This is a genomic window from Streptomyces sp. NPDC059255, from assembly GCF_042752355.1.
Lineage (GTDB): Bacteria > Actinomycetota > Actinomycetes > Streptomycetales > Streptomycetaceae > Streptomyces.
In genome coordinates this window covers 183116-208541 of sequence record NZ_JBHYZP010000003.1, presented here as the reverse complement: position 1 = coordinate 208541, position 25426 = coordinate 183116, and the positions used below count along the sequence as shown (strand labels likewise).

The following is a 25426-nucleotide window of genomic DNA, read 5'->3' as shown; positions in this document are numbered from 1 at the left end:
CATTTAGTAGGAAACGAACACGGCGCGCACTACGCTGCGCCCATGAGCATGCTCACTCCCCCCGGCATGGGCGGAAAGTACCGCATCACGGGTTCCAAATACCCCCGTATGCGCCGCCCCCGTCACCGCCGCAGGATCGTGCTCGCGGCCGTCGCCGCCGTCGTCGCCCTCGGCCTGGCCGGCTGGGGAACACTCCAGCTCATCGACGTCTTCTCCGGCGGCAGCACGAAGAGCACGGCCGCCGGCGGCCGGGACACGCCCCGCTGCACACCGTCCCCCACCCCCACCACACCCGTCAGGGCCCTCCCCAGGCCCGGCCAGATCACGGTCAACGTCTACAACGCGACCCCGCGGGAGGGACTCGCCAAAACCACCGCCGACGAGCTGAGAAAACGCGGCTTCGTCATCGGGAAGGTGGGCAACGCCCCCGAGACGTACGACCAGAAGGTTCCGGGCGCCGGGATACTGCTCGGGGCGACGACCGCCACGGACAGCACCCTCACCGTCCTCGGGACCCAGCTCAAGGGCGCCACGTCCAAGGCCGACACCCGTACGACGAAGGACGTCGACCTGATCATCGGCACGGCCTTCAAGGCGCTCGACGTACAGAAGGACGCGGACCAGGCGCTGGCCACACTGAGCACCCCGGTGAAGCCCTCCTGCTGACGGAGCGGGCCGGGCCTCCCACGGAAGACCCGGCCCCCTTACCGTCCAAAAACAGCCCTACTAGTCGACGGTGCCGTACATCCGGTCGCCCGCGTCGCCCAGACCGGGCACGATGTAGCCGTTCTCGTTGAGCCGCTCGTCGACCGCCGCCGTCACGACCGTCACCGGCGTGCCCGCCAGCTCGCGCTCCATCACCTCGACGCCCTCGGGCGCCGCGAGCAGCACCACGGCGGTCACGTCGTCCGCGCCGCGCTTGATCAGCTCCCGGATCGCCGCGACGAGCGTGCCGCCGGTCGCGAGCATCGGGTCCAGTACGTACACCTGCCGGCCGGAGAGGTCCTCGGGCATCCGGGTCGCGTACGTGGACGCCTGGAGCGTCTCCTCGTCGCGGATCATGCCGAGGAAGCCCACCTCGGCGGTCGGGAGCAGCCGCACCATGCCGTCGAGCATGCCGAGACCGGCCCGGAGGATCGGGACGACCAGGGGCCGCGGATGGGAGAGCTTCACCCCCGTCGTGCCCGTCACGGGGGTCTCGATGTCGACCTGTTCGGTCCGTACGTCCCGGGTGGCCTCGTACGCGAGCAGGGTGACCAGCTCGTCGGCGAGCCGCCGGAAGGTCGGGGAGTCGGTGCGCCGGTCGCGCAGGGTGGTGAGTTTGTGCGCGACCAGCGGGTGGTCGACGACGTGAATCCGCATGGCGTCCACAGTAACCGGGGGCCAATGCCTCACGCGCTGCCAGGATAGGTCTGGAATGCCGGGAACGGGCTGGCATCAACCCCCATGGGCGAGGGAAGGTAGAAGGGCCAAGGACACAGCCTTGAGGTGGTGAGGCGTCGATGAGTCGCGAGTCACCCCCGGATCCGGGGCCGGAGCCGGAGCCGGACACCACGGGGGACGGCGAGAGCGAGACCGAGGCGGCGCGCCGCCGGCGCCGCGCGCAGTTCCTGCGGGAGCTGAACGAGGCAAAGGCGCTGCGCGAGCGCGTGAAGCCCCGGCAGGCACGGGCGGCACGGATGCGCCAGCAGATGCGGATGCGTACGTTCCGCTGGTAGCCACGCTCGACCCGCCGGCGCCACACCCGCACCGCCGGGAGCCACGCCCGGCCACGGGACCGGATCCCGAACCCCCCCGGACCGCCCACCGGACCGCTCTCCGGACCACCCGCGGGCCCGGAGGAAGGCATCCCGCGCCCAGGTCCGAACAGGGGCCTAATAAAATGGCGCCACGACGCAACGGCGGAAGACCTCTCGCGAAGCGCCGGTTTCTGCCACGATTCCGAGTAGGCGGCGCCGAGCAGCGCACCGCCGGACCGTCACACCTCTGACCAGTGGGAGAGTCACGGTGTACTTCGCCGCACTGCTCGCGCGCACCGAAGACGGGTGGGAAGCGAGCGATACAGAGCTCGACGATGTGGAGACCTTGTCGGACCTCACCGACCTGGCCCGCGAAGCCTCGGTGGACGAGGACACGGTGCTCGTCTTCATCGAGCAGGAGGACGCCTGGTTCGGCATCCTCCGCGTGGACGGCGAGGAAGATCCTCGTATCTACGTCTCCGACGCGGCCGCGGCCGCACGCTCCTCTTACGGGGAGATCCTCATTGATGAACTGCTCGGCGGGGACGAGGACGACCCGGCCGACGACCTCGACGCGCTGGACCTCGACGGCACGGAGGACGGCGAACCGGACGACGAGTACGAAGGAACCGATACCGACACTGACACCGACACCGACACCCCCGCCAAGGCCGCGGAAACCGTGCCCACGGGCGCCGTCGGCGACCGGGAGATCCTGTCCGACCTGGGCCTCTCCGAGGCCGATCTGCTGGCGCTGGAGACCGACGCGATGGCCGAGATCGCGGAGGCCCTGGGCGCGGCGGAAGTACTGGAGACCGTGCGCTAGATGGACGAGCCCGACCCGGTACGCGCACCGTGGCCGGCCCCCATGCGCCTCGCCCTGGACGAGGCCGTACGGGCCGGCGGGTCCGGTGACGTACCGGTCGGCGCCGTCGTGCTGTCCCCGGACGGCACGACACTGGCCACGGCCCACAACGAACGCGAGGCGACGGGCGACCCGACGGCCCACGCGGAGATCCTGGCGATCCGCAGGGCGGCCGAGAAGCTCGGCGCGTGGCGCCTCACGGGCTGCACCCTGGTGGTGACCCTGGAACCGTGCACGATGTGCGCGGGCGCGATCGTCCAGTCCCGGCTGGACCGGGTGGTGTTCGGCGCACTCGACGAAAAGGCGGGCGCGGCGGGCTCCCTCTGGGACGTCGTACGCGACCGCCGCCTGAACCACCGCCCGGAAGTGATCCACGGCGTCCTCGCCGAGGAGTGCTCCACCCTCCTGACCACCTTCTTCCGATCCCGCTGACCCCCGACCACCTATCGATTTCAAACCACGGCCCACCTTGGGCTAAGCTCTCTCTCGGTAGCGTGTCCGAGCGGCCGAAGGAGCTCGCCTCGAAAGCGAGTGTGGCGCAAGTCACCGAGGGTTCAAATCCCTCCGCTACCGCTCTCACACCCTCCTGACCTGCGGAATCGCGGTCAGGAGGGTGTTTTGCGTGCGGAACGTGCCGCACGGCCGTGCGGCACGGGGGCCGACAGGAGCACAACCGGCCCGCGCGCCAAGCGCGTTACGCCTTCCCACGGAGGGATCTGCCACCCGCGGCCCCTCCGAAGCGATGCCCCACGGCCGGCCCCGTCACCCGATCAAGTCCGCCATCACGATGGGCCCACTCAGATGCGGCTGCGCCGCCCGCGAGGAACCTGGCTGGACAGAAGTCCTACTCTTGGTGGGATAACGCGGGTATGGCTATCGAGTACGCACCTCCGGACGAGACCACCGTCAAGAAGTCCGTCACTATCCCCAGGTCGCTTGCCCGCGAGGTCGAAGCCCGCACAGGCGCCCGGGGTTTCTCCCGCTTCGTCTCCGACGCCGTCGAACACGCCCTCGCCCTGACCAAAACCAGGGAGATCGCCGAGGCCTACGAGGACGAGCACGGCTCCTTCACTCCCGAGGAGATCGAGGAGGCCCGTCGGACATGGCACGGCGAGTAGCCCCAGCGTTCCCCCGCGCCCTCCTCATCCTTGACGCACAGCCGCTGTCCCTCCTGGCCGACCAGGACAGAAGAATGATCTTGATGCTCAAGGTCGCCGAAGCCGAGGGGTACGCGGCCGCGATCTCCACGGTCAGCATCGCCGAAGTCCGCCGCACCGGACAGGCCGCGAACCACCTGCGCTGGCTCCGCTCCCGACTCACCGTCATCCCCGCGACCGAGATCATCGCCGACCGCGCGGCGAAACTGCTGGAGGACGCCGGCCTGGACGGTCACGAGAACGTCGTGGACGCGCTCGTGGTCGCCACAGCGGCTTGCTCCGGCGGGCCGATGAAGGTCGCTTCCACCGAGGGTTCCCACATTCCGAAGCTCTGCCATGCGGCATCCGCGGGCCGCAGCAGCCCCGTGGAATGGGTCCGAGTCTGACCACGGCCGGCCTTGCCCGCGCCTTGAAGGGGCGCGACCTGTCGCGCACTCCGAAGCCACCCTCGCCTGGGCTGACTCCGCCTACGTCGAGGGCGACCTCATCAACTGGTCCCACACGTTCCTGGACCTGACCTTGCAGACCGTCAGAGTGCGAAGGCAGAGAGGGGGTTCGCGGTGCTACCGAAACGCTGAATCACGAGTGCGCCATCGGGCGGATCACGAGAGCGCGCAGGAATGTTCGCGTCGCCTGGAGCACGATCACGCTGATGAGCAGGCGCCTGACCAACCCACCAGCACACGGCCCGGGTACCGGCCCGAAACCGGTCCAGGCGTCGCCCCGGCCGGTGCGCATCCGGACCGGCGGCGGAATCCGCCTTGTACAGGCACCCTTGCACTGCCCCCTTGCTCGTCAGAGTCCTGCAGAGCCGGGGTGTCACCTGGCCGATGTGGTTTCAGGGCTGGTGGTGAGGGGCGCGGGGGTAGAGGGGAGGTCACCGGTGTTGACCCAAGCCGCGCGGCCAGTTGGCTGAAACGACCAACGCCTACGAAATTTCTTGGACGACACGTATTGCGGACGCACTGCTCGCGCGGAAGTCGAACGGCGGCCGGATTCAGTCCCGGTGGACGGGGACTACGGTCACCTGGTCTGCGGCCAGGATCGCTCGCAGCAGGCCCGGAAACCGGGTTTCCAAGTCGTCTGCGCGCATCTGGTTGAGGATCTTGTTGCCGCGGTAGTGCTGCGTGATGACGCCCGCCTCGCGGAGCACCCGGAAGTGATGGGTCGACGTCGATTTGGTGACCGGCAGGTCGAACGCACCACAGGCTTGTGCCTCGTCCCCTTCGGAAAGCTGACGCACGATGCGTCGGCGCAAGGGGTCGGCGAGCGCGGCGAGGACAGTGTCGAGCAGGACCGCTTCCGTCGCGGGGTGGGGCAGCGTTCGCATGAGTTCAACTCTACTCAGCATACTCGTGGTACGGTCATCGTCGTACTACGAAGTGCGTCGTACAACTTTGTCCTCTCGGGCGCTCGCAGCCCTTGCGACCAGGGGACAAGTGTCGCCCCGTGCCGATTCCGGGGCTTCGAGTACGTCACTTGACAGCTGCCGGAAGCAATCCGGCCGAACGCGGAAGAATCCCCAAATGAACATCGCCGTCGTCTTATTCCCTCGCCTCACCGCCCTGGACGCAATCGGGCCCTACGAAACGTTGCAGCGACTGCCTGACACCACCGTGACCTTCGTGGGTCATCGGCGCGGAGAGGTCCGGACCGAAAACGGATACCTCGGCCTGACCATCGACAAGACCTTCGACGAGGTCGTCGCGCCGGATGTGGTCATCGTGCCCGGTGGAATCGGCGTTCTCGATCTGCTGGAGGACAAGGTCCTGCTCGACTGGCTGCGGTCCGTCCACGCCACCAGCCGCTTCACCACCTCGGTCTGCACCGGATCCCTGCTCCTGGCGGCCGCGGGACTCCTGCCCGGTCTCGAAGCGACCACGCACTGGGCCTTCATGGCCAAACTGACCGAACTCGGCGCCGTTCCGACCTCCACCCGAGTGGTCGAGCACCCGGAGCACCGGACCATCATGGCAGCCGGCGTCTCCTCCGGGATCGACATGGCTCTGCGCCTGGCAGAGCTGCTCACCGACCAGGTGACAGCGCAGGCCATGCAGCTGATGGTGGAGTACGACCCGCAGCCGCCCTTCGACGCGGGCAGCGTGGAGAAGGCCGGCCCCCTGGTCACGGCCCGAGCCAAGGAACTGTTCCTGGAAAAGGACTGAGTACGCGGTGCGCGGGCGACCCCGGCGATCTCGCCCGCGCACCAGCCACTGCCCGGCCTAGCTGGAAGGACTCGGTGCTGATGCGTGAGAGCCGGACACGTAGTAGCGCAAGCTCTTGGCCACTTAGCCCTGGTACGTGAGTGTCGGGGAGAGATCCGAGGAGTTGAAGGCAGTCATAGCAGGCCGACCACTCAGCCTCTGGTAGCGCTTCGGACATCAACCATCTCCTGGCAGCGACCCAGCAGCACAAGCCGAGAGATGTAACTCTCCGTAGATCAAGGTGTTCGTTCCCCCGCCGCCGATCAACTGCGATGTCCCCGCCATCGAGCACAGTTCTCGTTCAACTGCCGGAGCCGCTCTGCACACCGTGAGGCACGTGCCTCACGGGAACCACCAGAGGCCGATCGAGCCGGATCCAGCAGGATCCAGCAGGATAGAAACAAGGTGGCATGTCCCACTCTCAGGAAAAACCGCAGGTGAGACGCATCACGTAAGCGGGTTCAAATCCCTCCGCCACCGCTCTCACACCCTCCCGACCTGCAGAAATGCGGTCAGGGGGGTGTTTTGCGTGCGGAACGTGCCGCACGGCCGTGCGGCACGGGGGTCGACAGGGGCACAACTGGCCCGCGCACCGGCCGCGTTGCTGCCCCTCACAGAGGGATCCCCCCTGCGATCCCTCCGGGATGATGGCTCGTACGGTCACGCACCGGGATCCGTGGACTGCGGATCTTGGCTGGTTTCAGGGAAGCAGGCCGCACCCTGTCACACGCTTCCCCCCAGCACTGCCGCGGCCGCGCGTATCTCCTGGTGCGCGCCCGAGTTGACGGTCGGATGTCCAGCCAGGCCGCTGGAACAGGCGGCTGAATGTTCCCCCACACGACTGAAAACAGAACGGACAACTCCTCCTTTATGCCACTCCAGGCTTACCGACTCGATCATCAAGCCGGAGACTCAGCGCAGGCAATCGCGTACTCACAGTGATAGCCACTGGTGCGAATCGGTAAGGAGACCTTGTGTTCTCATCATGGGCCAAGAGCTTGATCAAGCAGGCGGCACGCGAAGCGGCCAAAAATGGAGCGCTCAAGCGCGCGGCAGAGAAGCGACTGAAGGAACTCGCCGCCGAGGCTGCGAAGAAGGAGAAGGTGTGATGACGAACGCCGCTGAAGAGATCAGTGCGGAGGAGTTCGGGGACTTCCTGGTCCTCCTCGCGGACAGGGGACTCGCCGACGAGGTCGGTTCCTGGGTGAGCGACCAGGTGGGGAACCGGTCCATCACCGGCGAGCAACTGCTCTCCGTGCTGGACGCCGACGAGGTGGCGGCCGCCGCTGCGGAGGCCGGTGTGTCGGTGCAGGAGTACGCCGACGGACTCGCGGAACAGCTTCCGCATGTCGTGGACAAGGCGACCCCGCAAGGAGAACTGCCGGACGACGAGGAATTCCGGCACCTCCAGAACGCCTGAGCGGACCACTTCAGACGCCGGGGCCTGGCACTGCGATGCTGCCCCCACCCGCCGCCGGCCGGGGCCCGGCAAGGCGCTCTCGCCGCGCGACCGTGCTCGGACGCCGGGCCGGCCCGGCTGCCGTACGGGCAGGCCCGCGCGCTGCTGGACCAGCACACCGCCGCCGGCGGTGTGCTGGGTACCGGCTGGGACCTGCACGAGTGCCCGCACTCCGGCCTGCGTGTTCAGCTCAATGTCGGCGAACGGCAGCTCCCGCGAGCCGGGGATCGGCGCCGATGTCCTCGCCGCGCGGTGAACTTCTCCTTCACCTCGATCGAGCTGGACCGCCCCGACCCGTTCGGCCCCACCGTCGTGGACCCGGAGTCCGGGACCTGTTACGACATGGCACCGGGAGAGTTCTCCACCGCGAGCAACGACACGGACGCCGTCGCGCACACCTTCCCCGCCGCCGGGTGCCGGGCACGGGCATCCGCGAAGCGGCCCGGCAGGGTGTGCGGACCTGGTAAAGGCGTCCGGGGCCGATGGCGCCGGTCAATCGGCGGGGACGACGTAGTCGCCGGGCGAAGCCTCGCCGGGCAGGTCGTGTGCGGTGACGGCTGAAGAGTTTCCTCGATCAGCGGCCCGGCCGCGGCTCCGACGCCTCCCTCGGCGGTTTCCCGCCCCCGGTCTCAAGGGGCGATCTTGTACGGGCGAACAGACAATGAGCGCGAGGAATCTGTCACGGCTGTGGCGGGATGGGTGGTTCCGCGGTCCGGAGGTCGTGGGAAGTGGGACACATGCGGCCATGACGGTCGAAGAACAGACTTCGGACGTCGGTGAAGGCCTCCCCGCCGGGGCTTGAGCCGCCACCCCGGGCCGGGGAAGCGCACCGATCCCGCAGTGCCTGCAACTGTCCCGCCGCTCGGCTCGCAAGACGAACCGGTGTCCATCCGGAACATGGTGGCGCGGCTGAAGGCCGTCTGTCCCTCGGCCGACGCGGTCACCGTCGACCGCAGAGCGGCCCCCGAGACCCGCCGCGCTCACCCCGGACCAGAGAAGGACTGATCGTGATGTCGGACAAGAGAGCCGAACGCATCGCGGATTTCATCGCGCCCCTACGGGTGAAACCGGGGTCGAAGGTGCGCCTTGACCGGGACTTCGATCCTCGCTACAAGGCAGGTCTGAAGAAGCGGGAGGGGATCGAGCTGCTGCGGACCGGGGTGTCTCTGCTGGCCGAGTACCAGGAGCGGCTGGCCGCCCAGGACACCTACGGCGTACTCCTGTGCCTCCAGGCACTCGACGCCGGTGGCAAGGACGGGACGATCCGCCATGTGATGAGCGGCGTCAATCCCCAGGGCGTACGGGTCAGCAGCTTCAAGGTGCCCTCCGCCGAGGAACTCGACCACGACTACCTGTGGCGTTACGCCCAGCGCCTGCCCACGCGCGGCGAAATCGTCATCTTCAACCGCTCGCACTACGAGGAGGTCCTCGTCGTACGCGTCCACCCCGAGAACCTGGTCCGTCAGAAGCTGCCGGACGGCACGCGCGGGCCGGACATATGGCAGCGGCGCTACCGGGAGATCAACCACTGGGAGCGCTATCTCACGGACAACGGGTTCAAGGTGGTGAAGGTCTTCCTGAACCTGTCCAAGGAGGAGCAGCGCACCCGCTTCCTGAAGCGGATCGACCGGCCGGAGAAGAACTGGAAGTTCTCCGCGGCCGACGTCCGGGAGCGGCGCCACTGGGACGACTACCAGCGCGCGTTCTCCGAGATGCTGTCGGCCACGAGTACGAAGTGGGCGCCGTGGTACGTCGTGCCGGCGGACCGGAAGTGGTTCGGGCGGATCTGCTCGGCGGCGATCCTCGCGCACACCCTGATGGACATCGACCCTCAATACCCCGACGTGGGGAAGGCGGCACGGAAGGACCTGCTCGTCACCAAACGGGACCTGGAGCGGGAGGCCCCCGCCGGGGCATCGGCCGATCCGTACGCCGACCGGCATCCGTCGGCCAGGAAGAAGCACGGCTGAGACCCGTCGAACCCAGCGCGCGATCGGCCCGGACGCATCCGCGGCCACGGATCGGAGGCAGAGCGATGACGGTGCGTTCGAATTCCGTGGGGGAACAGCCTCGGGCTTCGGAGGACGACTGGTACACGCGCACTCCCGAGGAGGTCGTAGCGGCTTTCGGCGTAGATCCGGCGTTCGGGCTCTCCGCGGCACGGGCCGCGCAACTTCTGGACGCGCACGGCCCGAATTCACTTCCCGAGGAGAAGCGGCCTGCGGCCTGGCGCCGGTTCCTCGCGCAGTACCGCAGTTACATGCAGATCGTCCTCGTGGCCGCGGCGGTCGTCTCACTGCTCATCCAGGAGTGGACCACAGCAGTCCTCCTGATCGTCCTGACCCTGCTGAACGCGGTCGTGGGCCTGCGCCAGGAGGGCAAGGCCGAGAGCGCGATGAACGCACTGCAGTCGATGATGGAGGCGACGGCGCGGGTGCGCAGGGACGGCACGGAGGCCGAGATCCCCGCCGAGCAGCTCGTCGTCGGCGACATCGTGCTCATCGCCGCCGGTGACCAGGTGGCGGCGGACGGACGCATCATCGAGGCCAGTGCCCTGCAGATCGACGAGTCGGCACTCACCGGCGAGAGCGTTCCCGCCGCGAAGGACGCCGACACGCTGGCGGGCCCCCTACCGGCGCCCGGCGACCGGACGAACATGGCGTTCATGAACACCCCGGTCACCCACGGCAGCGGCGTACTCGTCATCACCGCGACCGGCGCCGCAACCGAGGTCGGCAAGATCTCCGGAATGCTGTCGGCCACCGGGAAAGAGGTTCCGCCACTCACCAGGGAGCTCGACAGCCTGACACTGTGGATCACCGGAGCGGCGGCCCTGACCATGGTCGTGATGTTCGCGCTGGGACGGCACCGGGACCAGGCTTGGGACGTCCTGTTCGTCAGCGCGGTCTCGCTGGCCATCGCCGCCATCCCCGAAGCCCTGCCGACCGTGACCCAGGCGATCCTGTCCGTCGGCAGCCTCAACCTGGCCAAACGGAACGCCATCGTCAAAGAACTGCCGTCCGTCGAGACCCTCGCGTTCACCTCGGCGATCAACTCGGACAAGACCGGCACCCTGACCATGAACCAGATGACCGCCGTCGAAGTCGTGAGTCCTACCGACCGGTACACCGTCTCGGGCACCGGCTACGGGCTCGACGGGAAGATCCACCATGCCGCGGGCTCCTCCGCGGGCATCGAGGACGCGATCCTCCCGTACGTGGTGGCCAGCGACGCGAAGCTGGTGGACGGCGAGGTGGTGGGCGATCCCACCGAGGGCGCGCTGCTGGTGCTCGCGCACAAGGCCGGGCTGGACATCGACGCCACCAGGGAGGACCTTCCCCGGCTCGCCACGCTGCCGTTCGACCCGGACTACAAGCTGATGGCCACCTTCAACCAAGCGGTCGACGCCTCTGGGCGGCACGTCGTCCGTTGCTTCGTCAAAGGCGCGGTCCCGGCGGTGGTGGCGCGGGCCGCCACCGCGCTCGCGGCGGGCGAGACCATCCCCTGGGACGCCGAACTGATCGCGCGCGCCGAGGCACAGACCCGGCGGATGGGCGGCGAGGGGCACCGGGTGATGGCCGCGGCCACCCGTGATCTGGACCCGGCCGGCTTCGATCCGGACGGCGACCTGCTCGCGTACATCACCGAGCTGTGCATGACCAGCCTCGTCGGCATGGTCGATCCGCCCCGCGAGGACGCCAAGGCAGCCGTGGCCGGCGCGCAGGCGGGGCACATCCGGGTCCGCATGGTGACCGGTGACGACGTCACCACCGGCGCGGCGATCGCCCGGCAGCTCGGCATCCCCGGCGAGGCGGTCCTCGGCGCCGACTTCGCCGCCATGAGCGAGGACGAGCAGCTCGCCCGCATCGACGGCATCGGTGTGGTGGGCCGCGTCGCGCCGGAGCACAAGGTGCTGCTCGCCAACACCCTCAAGAAGAAGGGCGAGGTCGTGGCGATGACCGGGGACGGCGTCAACGACGCGCCCGCCATCAAAGCCGCCGACATCGGTATCGCCATGGGCAGCGGCACGGACGTGGCGAAGAACGCCGGACGCATGATCCTCTCCGACGACCGCTTCGCCACCATCGTCTACGCCGTGGAGCAGGGCCGGCGGATCTACGACAACCTCACCAAGTACATCCGGTTCGTCCTGCTCCTGCTCGTCACCTTCGTCCTGACCTTCCTCGGGGCCACCGTCTTCAACATCGCCGCAGGTGAGCCGTTCACCCCGCCGCAGGTGCTGTGGATCCACTTCGTGGTCAACGCCTCCTTCGGCTTCGCGCTCGGCTTCGACCGGGAGAGCCCCGGACTCATGCGACGCAGGCCGCGTCCACGAGGGGAGTCCGTCCTCACCCGGCCCGTACTGGTCACGGTCGGAATCGGCGGACTGGCGATCACCGCCCTCCTGCTCGGACTGATCAAGCTCGGGCAGGCCCACTTCGACAGCGCCGGGACCGGTCAGTCCATCGCGTTCACCGCCTTCGCCCTCTGTCTGATCGTCGCCGCGTTCGAATGCCGCAGCGAGACGGACTCGGTGCTGACGACGTCCACCTTCGACAGCAGGCAGCTGAACTGGGTGGCACTGGCCCAGTTCGTACTCGCGGTCCTGGTGACCCAGATGGACGGTTTCCGCCGCATCCTCGGGACGACCGAGATCAACGCGCGGCAGTTCGGCTGGGCGCTGCTGGCCGCTCTCGCGCTCCTGCTCGTGTGGGAACTGGGAAAGTTCCTGGCCCGTCGCTCAAGAGGTACCTGATGGGTCTGCACTTATGGCTTGCCGGTAATCAACACATCGGTTTGATCTTGGTCTTATCGAGGTCGAGGAATCTGGCGATGCCTTCCGGCGTGCGGAAACAGGCTGTTGAGGCGACGGGCCTGGGCGGGTTCCCGCCTCCGAGAGAGGACCCGCCAGAGGCATGCGGGGCATAGGTGGCGGAAGCGTAAACCTTGACCTTCGGAAAGGCATGCACGGAGGTCCGTCGGTAAGTGGGTGAACAAGAAGCGCCCGGCCTGGCAGTCCGGTCAGACGTTACCCGGGCCGACGATGAGGAACCGTCGGCGGTTGCACTGCCTCACCTGCACCGCGTTCCACCACTGTGAGTGGCCGGCAGGTGGCCCCGGTTCCCGCTTCAAGATGCCGAACAGCGTCGCTGCCGTTTCACTGGTGGGGTGGATCCGTCAGCCACGGACTCACACATACCGGCCGGACTGAAGTCGGCACGGCCGGTAGCGAGAGCCGCCTCGGGGTCCGGCTGCTCCGGCGCCGCACCGGCGCTTCGGAGACCGGAAGCGTGGCTCCCCGTCCGAGGGAGAGGAAAACGGCATGAAACCCACTCACGTGCGTACCACCGGCATGGCGGCAGCCACGCTTGCCCTGCCCATGGCACTCGGCGTCCTGGCGCCGCACGCGTCCGCGGACACCCCCTCACCCAGCCCGTCCACGTCCATGTCGACGCCATTCGGGCCCGGATGCTCGTCGATGCCCCACAGTGGCACCGGTAGCGCCGCCGAGATGGCCAAGGTACCGCTCGCGACGGCGGCGGCGCAGAATCCCGAACTGTCCATGCTGGTGAGCGCGGTGAAGAAGGCCGGTCTGACCGACACGCTCAACAAGGCGAAGGACAGCACCCTGTTCGCCCCGACCAACGACGCCTTCAACAAACTGGGCAAGGCCAAGGTCGACGCGCTCCTCAACAACAAGACCGAGCTCAAGAAGGTGCTGACCTACCACGTGGTCGGCAAGAAGATCACCCCGAGTGAACTCCCCCACGGCAGCTTCACCACCCTGGAGGGCGGCAAACTCACCACCTCGGGCTCCGGCACCTCGTTCAAGGTCAACGACACCGCCGCGATCACCTGTGGGGACATCAGCACGGCCAACGGCAAGGTCTACGTCATCGACGGCGTACTGACCCCGCCCAGCTCATAACCCACGGCTCCTGGTCCGGCCGAACGGCCGCGACTCGCCCGGTGTTCGCCGCACCGGGCGAGTCGGCATCAGGGCAATCCTTGCGGTTGTTCGACAACGATGCCGAGTTGATGGCGGAGCTGCTGGGTGTGCCGGCGGAGGAGTTGGAGCGTGAGTCGAAGCCTGTTACCGCTGCTCGCGCCAGGGAGGTCATCGAGACGCCGCGGGCCGTGCCGAGCGCGCGTCGGGCTCGCGTTCCCCGGACGGAGCCGTCGACCTCTCCGTCGCCGTCGGATGCTGTTCAGGCCCCGGCTTCCACGCCGGATGACGGCCGGGTTGCTCGCCCGCGCGACCCGCGCAGTCGGAGGCGGGACCTGCTCACCGGAACGGGGGCGAAGGGACAACGGGCACCTCGACAGCTTCGTCGGTCGGCGGAACTACCCGAGCGTGCCCGTTGATCACGCAGCCGCACCGGGAAATTCCAAGATCCCCGCATCCAGCGGCGCACTCGGGTCGTCTCCTACAGCTTGACGATCTATAGAAGCTTCAGAGTCAAGTCAGGAAGAAGAATGGCCGTAGGTGGTCTCACGTTGCCGGCGATCCTCGGCGATCCATTGGGCCAAGGACGCCAAGGTGGTTTCGACGCTGCCTTCCATGTAGCGGCGTAGGGCGTCCAAGTCCGCGCGGGTCGTGCCCAGGACCGGGTCGAGGCGCAGGAGCTGCCAGGACTGCTGGACGATGGTGCCGCGACCCTGGGGATGGAAGGTCCAGTCCCATTGCACGATGCCGTTCTCGTGCCCGCCCACAACGAAGCCGAATGCGGTTGCGGGGTCGGCTCGCACGACTTGGGAGCGGGTGGTCCACTCCCTTCCGTCCTTGCGGTTGCGGCCGCTGAACCAGGCGCCGACGCGGGGCCCGGCGCCGTGGTCGTAGGCGACGTCGTTCGCGTTGAGGCTCCATCGGCTGATCGCCGACACGTCGCTGACCAACTCGTAGACGCGGGCGGGTGCGGCGTCGACCCATGCCCTTCTGGTGAAGGCGTAGTCGGCTGCGTCCAGAGTCTCGATGGGGTCGTGTTCGCTGATCGTGGCGCTCAAAGCGTGCTCCTGGGTGTACGTGGGATGTCGGATCGGCAGTACCCACTTCACCGGTGGTGTCGCCGGGTAGCCACACCCGCCGGTTCCTATCCACAGCTGGGGCAGGCAAGGCGTTTTGAACGGGTCGATACTCGGAGCCATGAACGGACAAGCACAGCTCGGAGACTTCCTGAGGACGCGGCGTTCCCAGCTGCGTCCCGCGGACGTCGGAGTGCCCACCTACGGCGAGCGCCGGCGCGTGCCGGGTCTGCGGCGTGAGGAGCTGGCGCAGCTGGCGGGTGTGAGTGTCTCCTACTACACGCGGCTGGAGCAGGGTCAGTCCCGGAGCGCCTCGCCCGAGGTACTGGACGCGATCGCCCGGGCCCTGCAGCTGGACGAGTCCGAGCTGCGGCACCTACACGGCCTGGCCGAGGCGGACCGTCATCGCCCTCGGAACCGGCGGCCCGTGCCGGAGCGCGTGACCGAGGCGGCACGTCAGTTGCTGGACGTCCTGGGGGACGTTCCCGCCGTCGTGCTCGGCCGGCGCAGTGACGTGCTGGCGTGGAACCGCCTGGGCCACGCACTGTTCGCCGGGCACCTGGACCCCGACACCCCGGAGAGCGTGGGTGAGCGTCCCAACATGGCCCGACTGGTGTTCCTCGACCACCACACCCGCGAGCTGTACGCGGACTGGCCCAGTAAGGCCAGGGCGGTAGTGGGGAATCTGCGGCTCGTGGCGGGCCAGCACCCGCAGGATGGTGCGCTGCACGCGCTGGTGGGTGAACTGGGTTCGAAAAGCACTGAGTTCGCGTCGATGTGGGCCGACCACCGGATCAAGCCATGCACTGTCGCGGCTTATGAGATGCGGCACCCACTGGTCGGAACTCTCACTGTCGTCCAGCAGACCCTGAGCCACGGGCCCGGCCCCGTTGTCGTCGTCGCCACCACGGAGGCGGACTCACCCTCACGTGCCGCACTGACCCTGCTCACCCAGGCCACCCTACCGTCCACCACCCGGCCTGTGACGCAGGAACCCCGCCGGGCGGACCCGGCGCTGCCGGGATCTCGACTGCTCGCCGACTGACACCCGCACAACCCGCCCGACACCGCGCACCCGCGCATATCGGGGCGCATCCGGACGCCCGGCACGGCCCACAAGCCGCTGCCGAGCAGCCACATGATTGCCAGCCCGGCCCCCCTCTCTCTCACCCGGCCACACATTGCGTCGGCGTGCCGCTGCCGCATGCCCGAAACCAGTGAAGGAACCATGTCCGGCAAGAAGAAGCTCCTCACTCTCTCGGCGGCGTCAGCCGTCCTGGTCGCGGCCATCGCCGCAGCGCTCGGCCCGGCCCCGGCCTCGGCCTCGACCGTTGCCGCGCCACTGAACGGCCCACGGGTGTCCGTGCACTTCGACCTGGCCAAGGGACAGACACCGGAGAACATAGCCCTGGCACCGGGTGGCGACGCGTATGTCACCTTCGCGGCGGGCCGCCAGGTCGCCAAGGTCTCCCGCGACGGCACCACCCGGATCCTGGCGACCCTGCCCAAGCCCGCCGACGGCGGCATCCACACCCCGGTGCTGGGCTTCCCGCTGACGGTGGGCATCGTACGCGCCCACGACGGCACCCTGTACTTCCTGTACGCGACAGGTACCCCCGACCTGACCGGCGTGTGGCGCCTGCGCCCCGGCGGCAAGCCGCAGCGGATCGCCGCGCTCCCCGCAAACGGCCTGCCCAACGGCCTGGCCCTGGACGCACGTACCCGCATGCTCTACATCACCGACTCCGTACTCGGCACCATCTGGAGGGTGCGCACCACGGGCGGCACCCCCACCGCCTGGTCCAGCGCCCCCGAGCTGGCCTCCACCGGCTTCCTCGGCGCCAACGGCCTGAAGATCCACAAGGGTGCGGTCTGGGCCACCAACCTCGACAAGGGCACGATCCTGCGTATCCCCATCCGCCCGGACGGTTACGCCGGCCGGGTCCGGACCGAGGCCAGCGGCCTGCAGGGCATCGACGACTTCGCCTTCACCGGCCGCGGCGACCAGCTGCTGGCCACCCTCAACGGCACGAGCCAGGTCGCGCTCGTCCAGCCCGACGGCAGGCACTCCATCGTGCTGACCTCGGCCGACGGCCTGCAGAACCCCACATCCATTGCTGTGCGTGGAGACACCGTCCACGTGACGAGTGCCGCCTACCTCACCGCCAAGGATCCCAACCTGCTCCGCGTCCGCCTGAAGCGCTGAGCGCCGCGGGCACCGACCCGACGGGGAGCGCACCGGCTCGTCCCGGACGACGTGTCCTTGTCGACGGTCCTGTCATGCCACCCCGATCCCCCTCAGAACCCTCACAGTACGGAGACACACCATGCAGTACACGAACGAGATCACCCTGGGCGATGTCACCATCACCCGGATCGAGGAGATGCACGGGCCGGTCATGCCCACGGACCAGTTCTTCCCTGACATGCCCGAGCAGGCGTGGAAGGACCACCGGGATACCCTAGTGCCCGACCACCTGGGGGCCGACGACGCCATGGTCCACGTCGCCATGCAGACCTGGCTGCTGCGCAGTGGTGGCCGGACGATCCTGGTCGACACCGGTGTCGGCAACGACAAGCCTCGTCCGGCCGTCGACGGGTGGGACCACCTGAATCTCGACTACCTCGGCGATCTCGCCCGCGCGGGGGTACGTCCCGAGGACGTCGACCTGGTGGTCAACACCCACCTCCACGTCGACCACGTCGGGTGGAACACCCGCTTGATCGACGGCACCTGGGTATCCACGTTTCCGAACGCCACCTACCTGATGCCCAAGGCCGACTTCGAGTTCTGGAACCCGGCGAACAACCCGAACATCACCGGCGGGGTCAACGAGAACGTCTTCGAGGACAGCGTCGCCCCCGTCCACGCCGCAGGCCAGGTCCAGCTGTGGGAGGGAAGCCACACCATCGACGCCCACCTGCGCCTGGTGGCAGCCCCCGGCCACACTCCCGGCTCAAGTGTCGTCGAACTGGCCTCGGGCAGCGACAGGGCCCTGTTCGCCGGCGACCTGATACACACTCCCCTGCAGGTCACCCACCCGGATCACAACAGCTGCTTCTGCCACGACCCGGCGCAGGCCCGGACAACCCGGCGCGAGCTGCTCGGCTGGGCCGCCGACGCCAACGCACTTGTCCTGCCTGCCCACTTCAGCGGCCACAGCGCTCTCGAAGTCGAGCACAAGGGCAACGGTTTCGCGATCAAGAACTGGGCACCGATCAGCCGGTACTGACCCATCGGATTCAGCGCCGCCGCCCCGGCCACCCGAGGCGGCGGCGCCGCCGTAGCAGCCAGCGAAGGGACACCAGATGACGTCCACCCACTGCACCACCGTCACCACCACCCACGGCCCGATCCGCGGCCGCCGGGACAAACACGGCGTGGTCTTCCTCAACGTGCCCTACGCCGCGCCACCCGTCGGACGCACGCGTTTCACCGCGCCGAGCCCGCACTCCGGTTGGACCGAGATCCGTGACACGACACGGCCAGGGCCGACCGCACCCCAACCCGCCCGGAACTCCTTCGGCGTCCTTGACATGTCGCCCTACTTCGGTCCGGGCTGGCAGCGCGGCGAGGACTACCTCACCGTGAACATCTGGGCCCCGCAGCCGGAGGGACCGACCCGGCCGGTCATGGTCTTCGTGCACGGCGGAGGCTTCGTGGCCGGCTCCAACCGCGCACCGCTCTATGACGGAACGGCCTTCGCCCGCGACGGCGTGGTCCTGATCACCGTCAACTACCGTCTCGGCATCCCCGGCTTCCTCCACCTCTCGGACGCACCTGACAACCGCGGCATGCTCGACGTCCTCGCCGCCCTGCGCTGGATCCACGACAACATCGCCCACTTCGGCGGCGACCCCGGCAACCTCACCCTCTTCGGCCAGTCCGCCGGCGCCATCATCGTCGGCGGCATCCTCGCCGAACCCGCCTCCTCCGGCCTCGTCCGACGGGCGATCATCCAAAGCGGCAGCGGCACCGCCGCGTTCACACCGGAACAAGCGGGCATCGTCACCGCCGCGGTCGGACGCGAGTTGGAGATCGAGCCCACAGCCGAAACCCTGGCGGACGTCCCGGACGCGGACCTCGTCGACATCCTGCCCCACCTGGCCGGACTTGACCTGCGCACTCCCACCCACCACCACCCCCTCGCAGGCATCACCTCCTTCAGCCTCGTCAGCGAGCAACAGCCCGCCACGACGCTGGCCACCCGTGGATCCGGCATCGACCTGCTGATCGGCTCCAACCTCGACGAGGGAAGCCTCTACCTCGCCCCGCTCGGCGTCCTGGCAGGCAGCATCGAAGCCGATCTCCTGGACACCGCGGCACGGTTCCACTTCCGTCCCGCCGACGCCGTGCGTGATTATCAGACACAGCACCCGACCGCCACTACCGCCGAGCTGCGCACGCTCATCCTCGGCGACGGACTCTTCGGGGCGGGCACCCGGCGGATGGCCGCCGCGCACGCGAGTGCCGCGTCCGGGCGGACGTACTGCTACGAGTTCGGCTGGCGCTCCAACTCGATCGACGGACAACTCGGCGCCAGCCACGTGATGGAGCTGCCGTTCGTCTTCGACCGCCTGTCCCTGCGCTCGCTGCACGGCCCACGAAGGCTCCTCGGCAGCACCGAGCCGCCCGCCGAACTCGCCAGCAGGATCCACAGGTCATGGGTCAGCTTCGCTGAGACCGGCAGCCCCGGCTGGCCCAGCCGCCACCCAGCGGGAGGACACGTCGAGCGCCTCGACTCAGACTGACACGCGAGCATCGACGGGGTCGAGGTGCAGATCCCTGAACCGCTGCGGGAAAATTCGCCGGTTGGCGACCTTCAGCCATGCCTGCAACTGGGTGTTGAAGTTGTCGTGGAGGACTGGGCAGAGATCCGCCGGCTGCACCGGGGCGAGCGGCCTCGGGTCGCGGATCCGGTCTTTGAGGATGGTCATCCCCCTGTCCCAGCGGGCCTCCTCCGCCTCGCGCGTCTACTGGGCCATGACCCAGGTCATGGCCCGACGGCTCACCGACACGACCACGCTCACCTGGCGTGATCCCCAGGCGACCGACCCGGCCAGAGATCAGGGACTGCCCGAGCACCTGGACTACCCGCGCATCCTCCATCGCCTCACGGACCACCCACTCAGCGCTACGGCCGCGTCGCCTTCACGCCTGGCATGTTCGCCGTCGATTGCGCTTGCGGCTGATCTTGGCGAGCCCGGTCCACGGCCCGAGGCCATCCACCGCAGGTCGTGGGAGATCTTCGCCAGTGGGCCGGCGATGGTCCGCAGCTGTCCGCTGGTCTCATCGACGCCGCCCTTCCGGTTGGCACCGGACTACATCGAAACATGTGACCCGAGTCACAGCGTGGCCGTGCAGCAAATGAGGCGGTGTTCACGTCGAGGAGGGATGACAAGGAGGGAGGGGCGTATGGAGACGAACTTTGAGGCTTTCGTCGCCGCGAGGTCGACCCCGCTGTTCCGGGGCGCCTTTGTCCTGACGGGTAACCGTGAGGCGGCGGAGGACCTGGTCCAGGAGACCCTGGAGCGGGCCTGCCGCAAATGGCACACCATCGCAGGGAAGGACTCTCCGGACCTCTACGTGCGGTGGATCATGGTGAACCTGGCCAACGATCGCTGGCGCAGGTTCCGCCGTCTGGTCATGACCTCCGATCCGAAAAGCGGTGACAAAGCCGCCTCGGGAGACGAGTTCGGGCAGGTGGACAACCGGGACCAGTTGGTGCGCGCCCTGCAACAACTGCCCATGCGGATGCGCACGGTTGTGGTGCTGCGGTACTTCCACGACCTCTCCGACGCCGAGATCGCAGCCGACATGGACATATCGCCCGGTACGGTGCGCTCCCAGCTCGCTCGCGGGATCGAGAAGCTCAGAGGCCAGATCCCCGTCCCCTCCACCCCTTCACCACGGCAGCACACGGAAGGAATCCGATGACCTCAACCGGCGACACACGACCTTCCGGCTGCACACCTTTCGAAGAGGAACTGATGAACGCCATGAACCGATTCGCGAACTCCACCGAAGCCCCCGACTTCGACGCGCCCCAGATCCTGCGCCGCACCCGGCGCAGGCGCACCATGGGCATCGCCGCCGTCACCGCCGCCCTCGTCGCGGCGGCCGGGGGCACGGCTCTGGCCACCTCGGTCGCCGGCGGCGGCAGCAGCTCGACCCCGGCGGCTACCAGCACGGCTACCAACCCGGCCACCGACACGGCCACCGACAGCGACGCCACCACCATGCTGTACCTCTTCCCTGACGGCCAGAGCGTCCCGATCGACTTCGCGGGCTGGAGCCTGGACGGGGCCAAGGCGTACGTGGAGAAGACGCAGACGAAGCTCGGCACCGTCAACAAGAAGGCCGTCAAGGGCTGCAAGCCGGGCTCGGTGCTCGGCGTGTCCCCACACGCCCCGAAGACCGTCAAGACGGGCGACACGGTCGACTTCACCGTCTGCGCCGGCTGACCAGGCCCTGAGCCGATAGGACGCCCGCCCCCGCGTCAATCAGGGGGCGCCCGTCACAGCATCGCACCGGACCGGGCCCCCGCACCGGTGCCGCCCGACGCCACCTGGTACGTGGGGCAGGAGTGCATCGCGTCGAAGATCTCCCCGATGCCCTTGGACAGCTTCGCGGCGCTGTCGCTGCAGAGTTCCTCGATCACCTCGGAACGGGAACTGCTGCTGTCGGCGTACGTGAAGGACGCTTTCGCTTTGCGGGGGAAGCTGAGGCCGCTGCCGGCGGCTGTGTCGCCGCCGAGCTTCTCCAGCGCCGGGCAGCCGATCACGGTGACGTCATCGTGCCGGGCAGCAGACTGCTTGCGGGTGCAGCCCTCGCCCAGGTGGTGACCACCATCAACGGCACGCTGAAATCGGGCAAGTCCTCATCCGTGGTGGCCCCGAGGCCCGCCGGCAGCTGACGCCGCAAGGAGGTGGTCCGGAGAGTCGTGCCGTCTGCCAGTTGGGCGCCGCACACCAGACACGACTTTCCGGACACGCCCCAGGACCTGCCTCCCACCGGCCACCGAGGCGTTCGTGAGGTACTACGGCATCTGGACCCACAAGTCCGTCAACTACCGGCTGGCCTGGGACCGCACGGGTGACCTGTCAGGCTTCACCAAGAACGTCAAGCCCGACCAGCTCACCAAGGTCAAGATCGTCGTCGGGACGCCCGCCAAGGGCAAGACCACGGACATCAGTGCCTCGCCGCTGATGCCCGGGGGCTTCTACAACCCCTTCGAGACCAAGGGCCGCCTGCCGCTGACCGGCACCGACTACGTGCTGCCCAACAAAATCAAGTGGTTCTGCCAGGCCTCCCAGCGGGGCGCCCCCGACGCCGAGGGCGACCCGGCCTGGGAGAGCACCCAGAGCAGCATCCCCAGGGCGTACGCGGCAGGCAAGGACCACACCCAGCGCTTCAACGTCGGCGTCTTCGGCCCGTCCCTCCCGCCGGGCGACCTCCCGAACGTCGTGGACCGGCCCGGAGCGGTCCGCGTCGGCGACACCTTCGCGGCGTACATGCCACTGTTCTCCGACGGCGCCGGCAACCTGGGCACCTCCGCCCATACCAAGGCCAGGAGCTCGCTCCACGCCGACGGCAAGGAGATCTGCGCCTTGAACGACACGCTGAACGGCGACTCGTACACGCTCCCCGCGGGCAAGCGCACGTACAAGCTCAACGTGGACGTCTCCCGCGATCCGGCCCAGTCCGCGGTCAGTACGCGTACAACCGCCACCTGGACCTTCACCTCGGCCCACGTCCCAGGTGACACCCCCAAGCAGCTCCCGCTGACCGTCGTCCGCTACACGTCCAGCCTGTCGACGGCCAGCACCGCCAAGGCCGGTACGACCCTCAGCGTGCCCTTCGCCCTCCAGGGCGCGGCCACCAAGGCCGGCACGCTGCGCAAGCTGGCCTTCGCCGTCTCCTACGACGACGGCAGGACCTGGAAGCAGACCACCGCCATGAACACGATGGAGTGCTGTGGGTCGCTTTCCCTTCTGTCACCACTTCTGCGGACATCGGTAAGTGGTTCCGCGGTGATGCAGTTCCGGGGTCGGCCTACTGCAGAACGGCCAGGTCACCGGCGGCGCCCCCGCGCCATTCGATCAAGAAGAGAGTCGCATCGTCGCTGGTGAACCAGCCCCGCTCCGCCATCAGCGACTGGGAGAGCCAGCGCACCCCGGCGCGTACCCCGCTCGCCCGGCCTGTCATGCGATTGGCGCAGCGGATGAGCTGTTCCTCGCCGAACGGCTCCTGTCCGGCAACGTGCTCCTCGATGACGCCGTCCGTATAGGACAGCAGCCGGTCGCCGTGCCGGAGCTGGTTCTCTGTGCCCGGTGCGGCCGGGAGGCATTCAGGATGTGTTCAGGTCCCGGCGGGCAGGGTCGGACCACATGACCTGCCCGACAGCCTCGATCACCGGGGCGACGACGATGCCTTTCCTTCGGTTGCTACGGCCTCCGTCATCGCCTCCGCCATCGCCTTCGGCGGATCCGCAGGGCTGGAACCGCCATTCGTACGCCCTTGCCCCAGGAGGGCCGGGAGCCGAATGGCCGTCGAAAGTGACAGAAAATGACACAGCCAGAGCTCTTGACCGATTCGGGGGTAACCGGCCCCGTGAGGTACGTGCCGAGGAAGCTGCCGGAGGTCACTCTGGCCTTCTGGATCATGAAGATCGCCGCGACAACCTTGGGCGAGACGGCCGGCGACCTCTTCGCCCAGACCCTCAAACTGGGCTACTTCCTCACCACGATGGCGTTGTTCCTGGTATTCGTGGTGACACTGGTCGTACAGCTCAGGTCCAAGCAGTACAACCCCTTCTTCTACTGGACCGTCATTCTGTCCACCAGCATGGCCGGCACGACTATGTCCGACTTCATGAACCGTGACGCCAGCGGCAAGTACCTCTCTCTCGGGGCCACGTCGCTGGGCTGGGGGCCGCAAGGACTGGGACTGGGGTATCCCGTCGGTGCCGCGATTCTGATCTCGATCCTGATCGCCATCTTCGTCCTGTGGAAATCCACGGGGATGACGTTCGTCATCCGTGACATCGTCACCTTCCGGGCCGAGGCCCTCTTCTGGTCGGCGATCCTTGTCTCGAACACGCTCGGCACGTCCATGGGTGATTTCCTGTCCGACAGTTCCGGACTCGGCTACGCGGGTGGCGCTCTCCTCATCACCGGGCTGCTCGCGGTACTCGTCGCCCTGATGCGCGTACGTGTCGTGCCGAACGTTCTGCTGTTCTGGATCGCCTTCGTGCTCACCCGCCCCCTTGGGGCCACCGCCGGTGACTTCCTCACCAAGCCCATCGCCAAGGGCGGCCTCGACCTCGGCACGGCGGGCTCGTCTGCCGTGCTCCTCGCGATCCTCGTCGGTCTCGTGGGCTACGCCCGTGTGCGGGACCGGAGGAACAGTGCCCCGCGCGACGAGGTTCTGGCGAAAAGTTCCGGGTGACGTCACCTCCTCGAATCGATCGAGGGTGGGACGTCACCCGGGCGAGGAGCTTTTCGTGGTGGCGGTCGGCCTCGGCGCCGGGGTTGTTCTTTCCTTCACGTCCTCCGCCACGGACTTGTCGAGCGCCGCCCGTACGAGGGCCGCGGCGAAGGTGGCCAGCTGCTGTGCCGGCACCAGCTTCGCCAGTTCGCCGGGGTTCGTGGGGAGCCCGAGGCGCTGGGCGCCCTGCGCGGCCTTGGCGTCGACGTACGGTTCGAGTTCGGGCCAGACGCCCTGCACCTCGCGGAGGAAGATGTCCGCGCCGGCGGGGCCGATGCCGGGCAGTTCCTGGAGGAGTTCGCGCATGCGGCCGGGGTCGCCGCCGGCCTTCTCGCGCAGGCGGCGGAGGTCGCCGCCGTAATGCTCGCGGAGGTATACGGCGCCCTTGCCGAGGGTGGTGGACGTGCTCTCGTCGTAACGCCGGTAGTGGCCCGCGCCCAGTGCGTCCACCCGCTGCTGCCAGGTGGCATCCTCCATCCGGCGAGGGGTGCGCAGGTCCGCCTCGAAGAGCTCGTGGGCCGCGCTGACGGCGACCGAGGCCCGGATACGGGCGCTGAGCAGGCAGGCGAGGACGAGTAGTTGGTAGAGCGGCTGGGGGGTGTCCCTGAGCCGGATGCCCGCCTGGGCCGCGTAGGTCTGTCCATGGGTGTCGAGCAGTGCGCGGGCGGTCTCGCGGCGCGTGGCCGTGGCGCTCATGGTGTCCTCCCTGAGCGGTGGTGCGGCGCTTCCCGGATTCCGTATGAATGTGCGGATAAATTATTTCAGAAGGGGTGCTCTGTCGCAGGTCGGAGGCCGGGGACTACCTCGAACGCCAGCGGTAGCGGCGTTCCGGGCGGCCGGCCATGCCGTAGGTGAACGGCCGGTCCGGTACGCGCAGAGACATTGCCGAAGGCGGTGACCCGGGTCACTCTTGCGGAGGCAGTGCTCTTATTGAACTTTGTGTTCGCCCCTTCTCGGGGGCCGTCCTTGTTCTCGGCGGCCGTCCTTGTTCTCAGGGGCCGCCTTTGACGATCTTCATCGTCTGGTGGGACTCCACCCGGTGCACGGCGGGCAGCCGGGCCAGGCGGTTCATGAGGAACTCCTCGTACGCCGCGAGGTCGGCGACGTTGACGCGGACGAAGTAGTCGGGCCGGCCGAGCAGGCGTCTCACCTCGGTCACCTCGTCGAAGCGTGTCACCGCCTCCTCGAACTCCTCGGTCGTCTGACGGTCGTTGACGGTGATGTCGACGGCCACGACGATCTCGCAGGAACGGCCGGTCGCCACGGGATCGAGCACCGCCCGGTAGCCGGTGATCACCCCCTCCTCCTCCAGACGCTTGACACGGCGCAGGCAGGGGGCGGGCGTCAGGCCGATGCGGCGGGCGAGTTCGATGTTGGTGATCCGGCCGTCCTGGCTCAGCTCCGCGAGGATGGCCCGGTCGAGTGCGTCGAGCGCGGGTCGCTCGGAATCGGTGGCCACGTCGACAGGATAGCGACCGACGGTCAGCCG

30 protein-coding genes, 1 tRNA gene and 1 pseudogene are annotated in these 25426 nt (G+C 68.2%); 24 read left to right on the top strand and 8 right to left on the bottom strand.

What is annotated here, in order from left to right; genetic code table 11:
* The first annotated feature begins 42 nt into the window (after window positions 1-42).
* Complete coding sequence (locus tag ACFXKG_RS06575) at window positions 43-666, top strand: LytR C-terminal domain-containing protein (RefSeq protein WP_384833346.1); 624 nt, start codon at window positions 43-45, stop codon at window positions 664-666.
* Window positions 667-726: 60 nt separating this feature from the next.
* On the opposite strand, the gene upp is transcribed toward ACFXKG_RS06575, so the two are convergent.
* Window positions 727-1362, bottom strand: a complete 636-nt coding sequence (gene upp, locus ACFXKG_RS06570) for a uracil phosphoribosyltransferase (protein ID WP_384833343.1) — start codon at window positions 1360-1362, stop codon at window positions 727-729.
* Between the two features lie 140 nt (window positions 1363-1502).
* Here upp and ACFXKG_RS06565 point away from each other — a divergent pair, with 140 nt between their 5' ends.
* From ACFXKG_RS06565 to ACFXKG_RS06540, 6 genes are all read left to right on the top strand, one after another.
* Window positions 1503-1718, top strand: a complete 216-nt coding sequence (locus ACFXKG_RS06565; RefSeq protein ID WP_384833340.1) for a hypothetical protein — start codon at window positions 1503-1505, stop codon at window positions 1716-1718.
* A gap of 289 nt (window positions 1719-2007) precedes the next feature.
* Entirely contained in the window at window positions 2008-2565 is a 558-nt protein-coding gene (locus ACFXKG_RS06560) for a hypothetical protein (protein WP_384833337.1), read from the top strand.
* Window positions 2566-3036: a tRNA adenosine(34) deaminase TadA gene (gene tadA, locus ACFXKG_RS06555; protein ID WP_384833334.1), complete on the top strand. Its 471-nt coding sequence runs from the start codon at window positions 2566-2568 to the stop codon at window positions 3034-3036. It begins immediately after the preceding gene.
* Window positions 3037-3092: 56 nt separating this feature from the next.
* Window positions 3093-3177: transfer RNA gene (locus ACFXKG_RS06550), tRNA-Ser, on the top strand.
* A gap of 296 nt (window positions 3178-3473) precedes the next feature.
* Window positions 3474-3722, top strand: a complete 249-nt coding sequence (locus tag ACFXKG_RS06545) for a hypothetical protein (protein WP_384833331.1) — start codon at window positions 3474-3476, stop codon at window positions 3720-3722.
* Between the two features lie 74 nt (window positions 3723-3796).
* The gene (locus tag ACFXKG_RS06540) at window positions 3797-4147 is read left to right on the top strand and encodes a type II toxin-antitoxin system VapC family toxin (protein WP_384833328.1); all 351 of its coding nucleotides are present in this window, start codon (window positions 3797-3799) and stop codon (window positions 4145-4147) included.
* Window positions 4148-4758: 611 nt separating this feature from the next.
* Here ACFXKG_RS06540 and ACFXKG_RS06535 read toward each other — a convergent pair.
* Window positions 4759-5091: an ArsR/SmtB family transcription factor gene (locus ACFXKG_RS06535; protein ID WP_384833325.1), complete on the bottom strand. Its 333-nt coding sequence runs from the start codon at window positions 5089-5091 to the stop codon at window positions 4759-4761.
* A 196-nt stretch (window positions 5092-5287) separates the two neighbouring features.
* Here ACFXKG_RS06535 and ACFXKG_RS06530 point away from each other — a divergent pair, with 196 nt between their 5' ends.
* The 9 genes and pseudogenes from ACFXKG_RS06530 (at window position 5288) to ACFXKG_RS06490 (ending at window position 13353) form a co-directional block, all read left to right on the top strand.
* The gene (locus ACFXKG_RS06530; protein WP_384833322.1) at window positions 5288-5926 is read left to right on the top strand and encodes a DJ-1/PfpI family protein; all 639 of its coding nucleotides are present in this window, start codon (window positions 5288-5290) and stop codon (window positions 5924-5926) included.
* Window positions 5927-6939: 1013 nt separating this feature from the next.
* Window positions 6940-7074 (top strand): hypothetical protein, encoded by a 135-nt coding sequence (locus ACFXKG_RS06525; protein WP_384833319.1) that lies wholly within the window; start codon window positions 6940-6942, stop codon window positions 7072-7074.
* A complete protein-coding gene (locus tag ACFXKG_RS06520; RefSeq protein ID WP_384833316.1) occupies window positions 7074-7385 on the top strand; it encodes a YidB family protein in 312 nt (103 codons plus the stop codon). The genes ACFXKG_RS06525 and ACFXKG_RS06520 overlap by 1 nt, the downstream gene beginning before the upstream one ends.
* Window positions 7386-7431: 46 nt before the next feature.
* Window positions 7432-7604, top strand: a pseudogene (locus ACFXKG_RS06515) (site-specific integrase); the annotation flags it as partial.
* A gap of 72 nt (window positions 7605-7676) precedes the next feature.
* The gene (locus ACFXKG_RS06510; RefSeq protein ID WP_384833753.1) at window positions 7677-7985 is read left to right on the top strand and encodes a hypothetical protein; all 309 of its coding nucleotides are present in this window, start codon (window positions 7677-7679) and stop codon (window positions 7983-7985) included.
* Between the two features lie 321 nt (window positions 7986-8306).
* Complete coding sequence (locus tag ACFXKG_RS06505) at window positions 8307-8429, top strand: hypothetical protein (RefSeq protein ID WP_384833313.1); 123 nt, start codon at window positions 8307-8309, stop codon at window positions 8427-8429.
* Window positions 8430-8434: 5 nt separating this feature from the next.
* Entirely contained in the window at window positions 8435-9394 is a 960-nt protein-coding gene (locus ACFXKG_RS06500) for a polyphosphate kinase 2 family protein (RefSeq protein WP_384833310.1), read from the top strand.
* A 65-nt stretch (window positions 9395-9459) separates the two neighbouring features.
* Entirely contained in the window at window positions 9460-12180 is a 2721-nt protein-coding gene (locus ACFXKG_RS06495; protein ID WP_384833307.1) for a cation-translocating P-type ATPase, read from the top strand.
* A 567-nt stretch (window positions 12181-12747) separates the two neighbouring features.
* Window positions 12748-13353 (top strand): fasciclin domain-containing protein, encoded by a 606-nt coding sequence (locus ACFXKG_RS06490; protein WP_384833304.1) that lies wholly within the window; start codon window positions 12748-12750, stop codon window positions 13351-13353.
* Window positions 13354-13889: 536 nt separating this feature from the next.
* Here ACFXKG_RS06490 and ACFXKG_RS06485 read toward each other — a convergent pair.
* The gene (locus ACFXKG_RS06485; RefSeq protein ID WP_384833301.1) at window positions 13890-14429 is read right to left on the bottom strand and encodes an SRPBCC family protein; all 540 of its coding nucleotides are present in this window, start codon (window positions 14427-14429) and stop codon (window positions 13890-13892) included.
* Window positions 14430-14568: 139 nt separating this feature from the next.
* Between ACFXKG_RS06485 and ACFXKG_RS06480 the strand changes: the two genes are divergently transcribed.
* The 4 genes from ACFXKG_RS06480 to ACFXKG_RS06465 all read left to right on the top strand — a co-directional run bounded on the left by ACFXKG_RS06480 (window position 14569) and on the right by ACFXKG_RS06465 (window position 19199).
* Entirely contained in the window at window positions 14569-15492 is a 924-nt protein-coding gene (locus tag ACFXKG_RS06480) for a helix-turn-helix domain-containing protein (protein WP_384833298.1), read from the top strand.
* A gap of 183 nt (window positions 15493-15675) precedes the next feature.
* Window positions 15676-16653, top strand: coding sequence for an SMP-30/gluconolactonase/LRE family protein (locus ACFXKG_RS06475; protein WP_384833295.1), 978 nt, complete (start codon window positions 15676-15678; stop codon window positions 16651-16653).
* Between the two features lie 121 nt (window positions 16654-16774).
* Window positions 16775-17680, top strand: coding sequence for an MBL fold metallo-hydrolase (locus tag ACFXKG_RS06470; RefSeq protein WP_384833292.1), 906 nt, complete (start codon window positions 16775-16777; stop codon window positions 17678-17680).
* A 76-nt stretch (window positions 17681-17756) separates the two neighbouring features.
* Window positions 17757-19199 carry a carboxylesterase/lipase family protein gene (locus tag ACFXKG_RS06465; protein ID WP_384833289.1) on the top strand — a complete coding sequence of 481 codons (1443 nt, stop codon included), beginning with the start codon at window positions 17757-17759 and terminating at the stop codon, window positions 19197-19199.
* Here ACFXKG_RS06465 and ACFXKG_RS06460 read toward each other — a convergent pair.
* Window positions 19191-19385 (bottom strand): hypothetical protein, encoded by a 195-nt coding sequence (locus ACFXKG_RS06460; RefSeq protein ID WP_384833286.1) that lies wholly within the window; start codon window positions 19383-19385, stop codon window positions 19191-19193. The two genes, ACFXKG_RS06465 and ACFXKG_RS06460, sit on opposite strands and share 9 nt — an antisense overlap.
* A 478-nt stretch (window positions 19386-19863) precedes the next feature.
* On the opposite strand from ACFXKG_RS06460, the gene ACFXKG_RS06455 reads away from it, so the two are divergent.
* Together ACFXKG_RS06455 and ACFXKG_RS06450 are read left to right on the top strand one after the other, a co-directional pair.
* On the top strand, window positions 19864-20385 hold the full coding sequence (locus ACFXKG_RS06455) for a SigE family RNA polymerase sigma factor (protein ID WP_384833283.1): 522 nt from the start codon (window positions 19864-19866) through the stop codon (window positions 20383-20385).
* A gap of 62 nt (window positions 20386-20447) precedes the next feature.
* Window positions 20448-20912: a PASTA domain-containing protein gene (locus ACFXKG_RS06450; RefSeq protein ID WP_384833280.1), complete on the top strand. Its 465-nt coding sequence runs from the start codon at window positions 20448-20450 to the stop codon at window positions 20910-20912.
* A gap of 53 nt (window positions 20913-20965) precedes the next feature.
* Here ACFXKG_RS06450 and ACFXKG_RS06445 read toward each other — a convergent pair whose 3' ends face one another.
* Window positions 20966-21232, bottom strand: a complete 267-nt coding sequence (locus ACFXKG_RS06445; protein WP_384833277.1) for a hypothetical protein — start codon at window positions 21230-21232, stop codon at window positions 20966-20968.
* 247 nt (window positions 21233-21479) lie between these two features.
* Here ACFXKG_RS06445 and ACFXKG_RS06440 point away from each other — a divergent pair, with 247 nt between their 5' ends.
* Window positions 21480-22580, top strand: a complete 1101-nt coding sequence (locus ACFXKG_RS06440; RefSeq protein ID WP_384833274.1) for a hypothetical protein — start codon at window positions 21480-21482, stop codon at window positions 22578-22580.
* On the opposite strand, the gene ACFXKG_RS06435 is transcribed toward ACFXKG_RS06440, so the two are convergent.
* On the bottom strand, window positions 22504-22722 hold the full coding sequence (locus tag ACFXKG_RS06435; protein ID WP_384833714.1) for a hypothetical protein: 219 nt from the start codon (window positions 22720-22722) through the stop codon (window positions 22504-22506). The genes ACFXKG_RS06440 and ACFXKG_RS06435 overlap by 77 nt on opposite strands.
* Before the next feature lie 348 nt (window positions 22723-23070).
* Here ACFXKG_RS06435 and ACFXKG_RS06430 point away from each other — a divergent pair, with 348 nt between their 5' ends.
* The gene (locus tag ACFXKG_RS06430) at window positions 23071-23898 is read left to right on the top strand and encodes a hypothetical protein (protein WP_384833271.1); all 828 of its coding nucleotides are present in this window, start codon (window positions 23071-23073) and stop codon (window positions 23896-23898) included.
* A 33-nt stretch (window positions 23899-23931) separates the two neighbouring features.
* Here ACFXKG_RS06430 and ACFXKG_RS06425 read toward each other — a convergent pair whose 3' ends face one another.
* Window positions 23932-24633 (bottom strand): endonuclease, encoded by a 702-nt coding sequence (locus tag ACFXKG_RS06425; protein ID WP_384833268.1) that lies wholly within the window; start codon window positions 24631-24633, stop codon window positions 23932-23934.
* A gap of 295 nt (window positions 24634-24928) precedes the next feature.
* Complete coding sequence (locus ACFXKG_RS06420) at window positions 24929-25396, bottom strand: Lrp/AsnC family transcriptional regulator (RefSeq protein ID WP_384833265.1); 468 nt, start codon at window positions 25394-25396, stop codon at window positions 24929-24931.
* Window positions 25397-25426 lie beyond the last annotated feature (30 nt).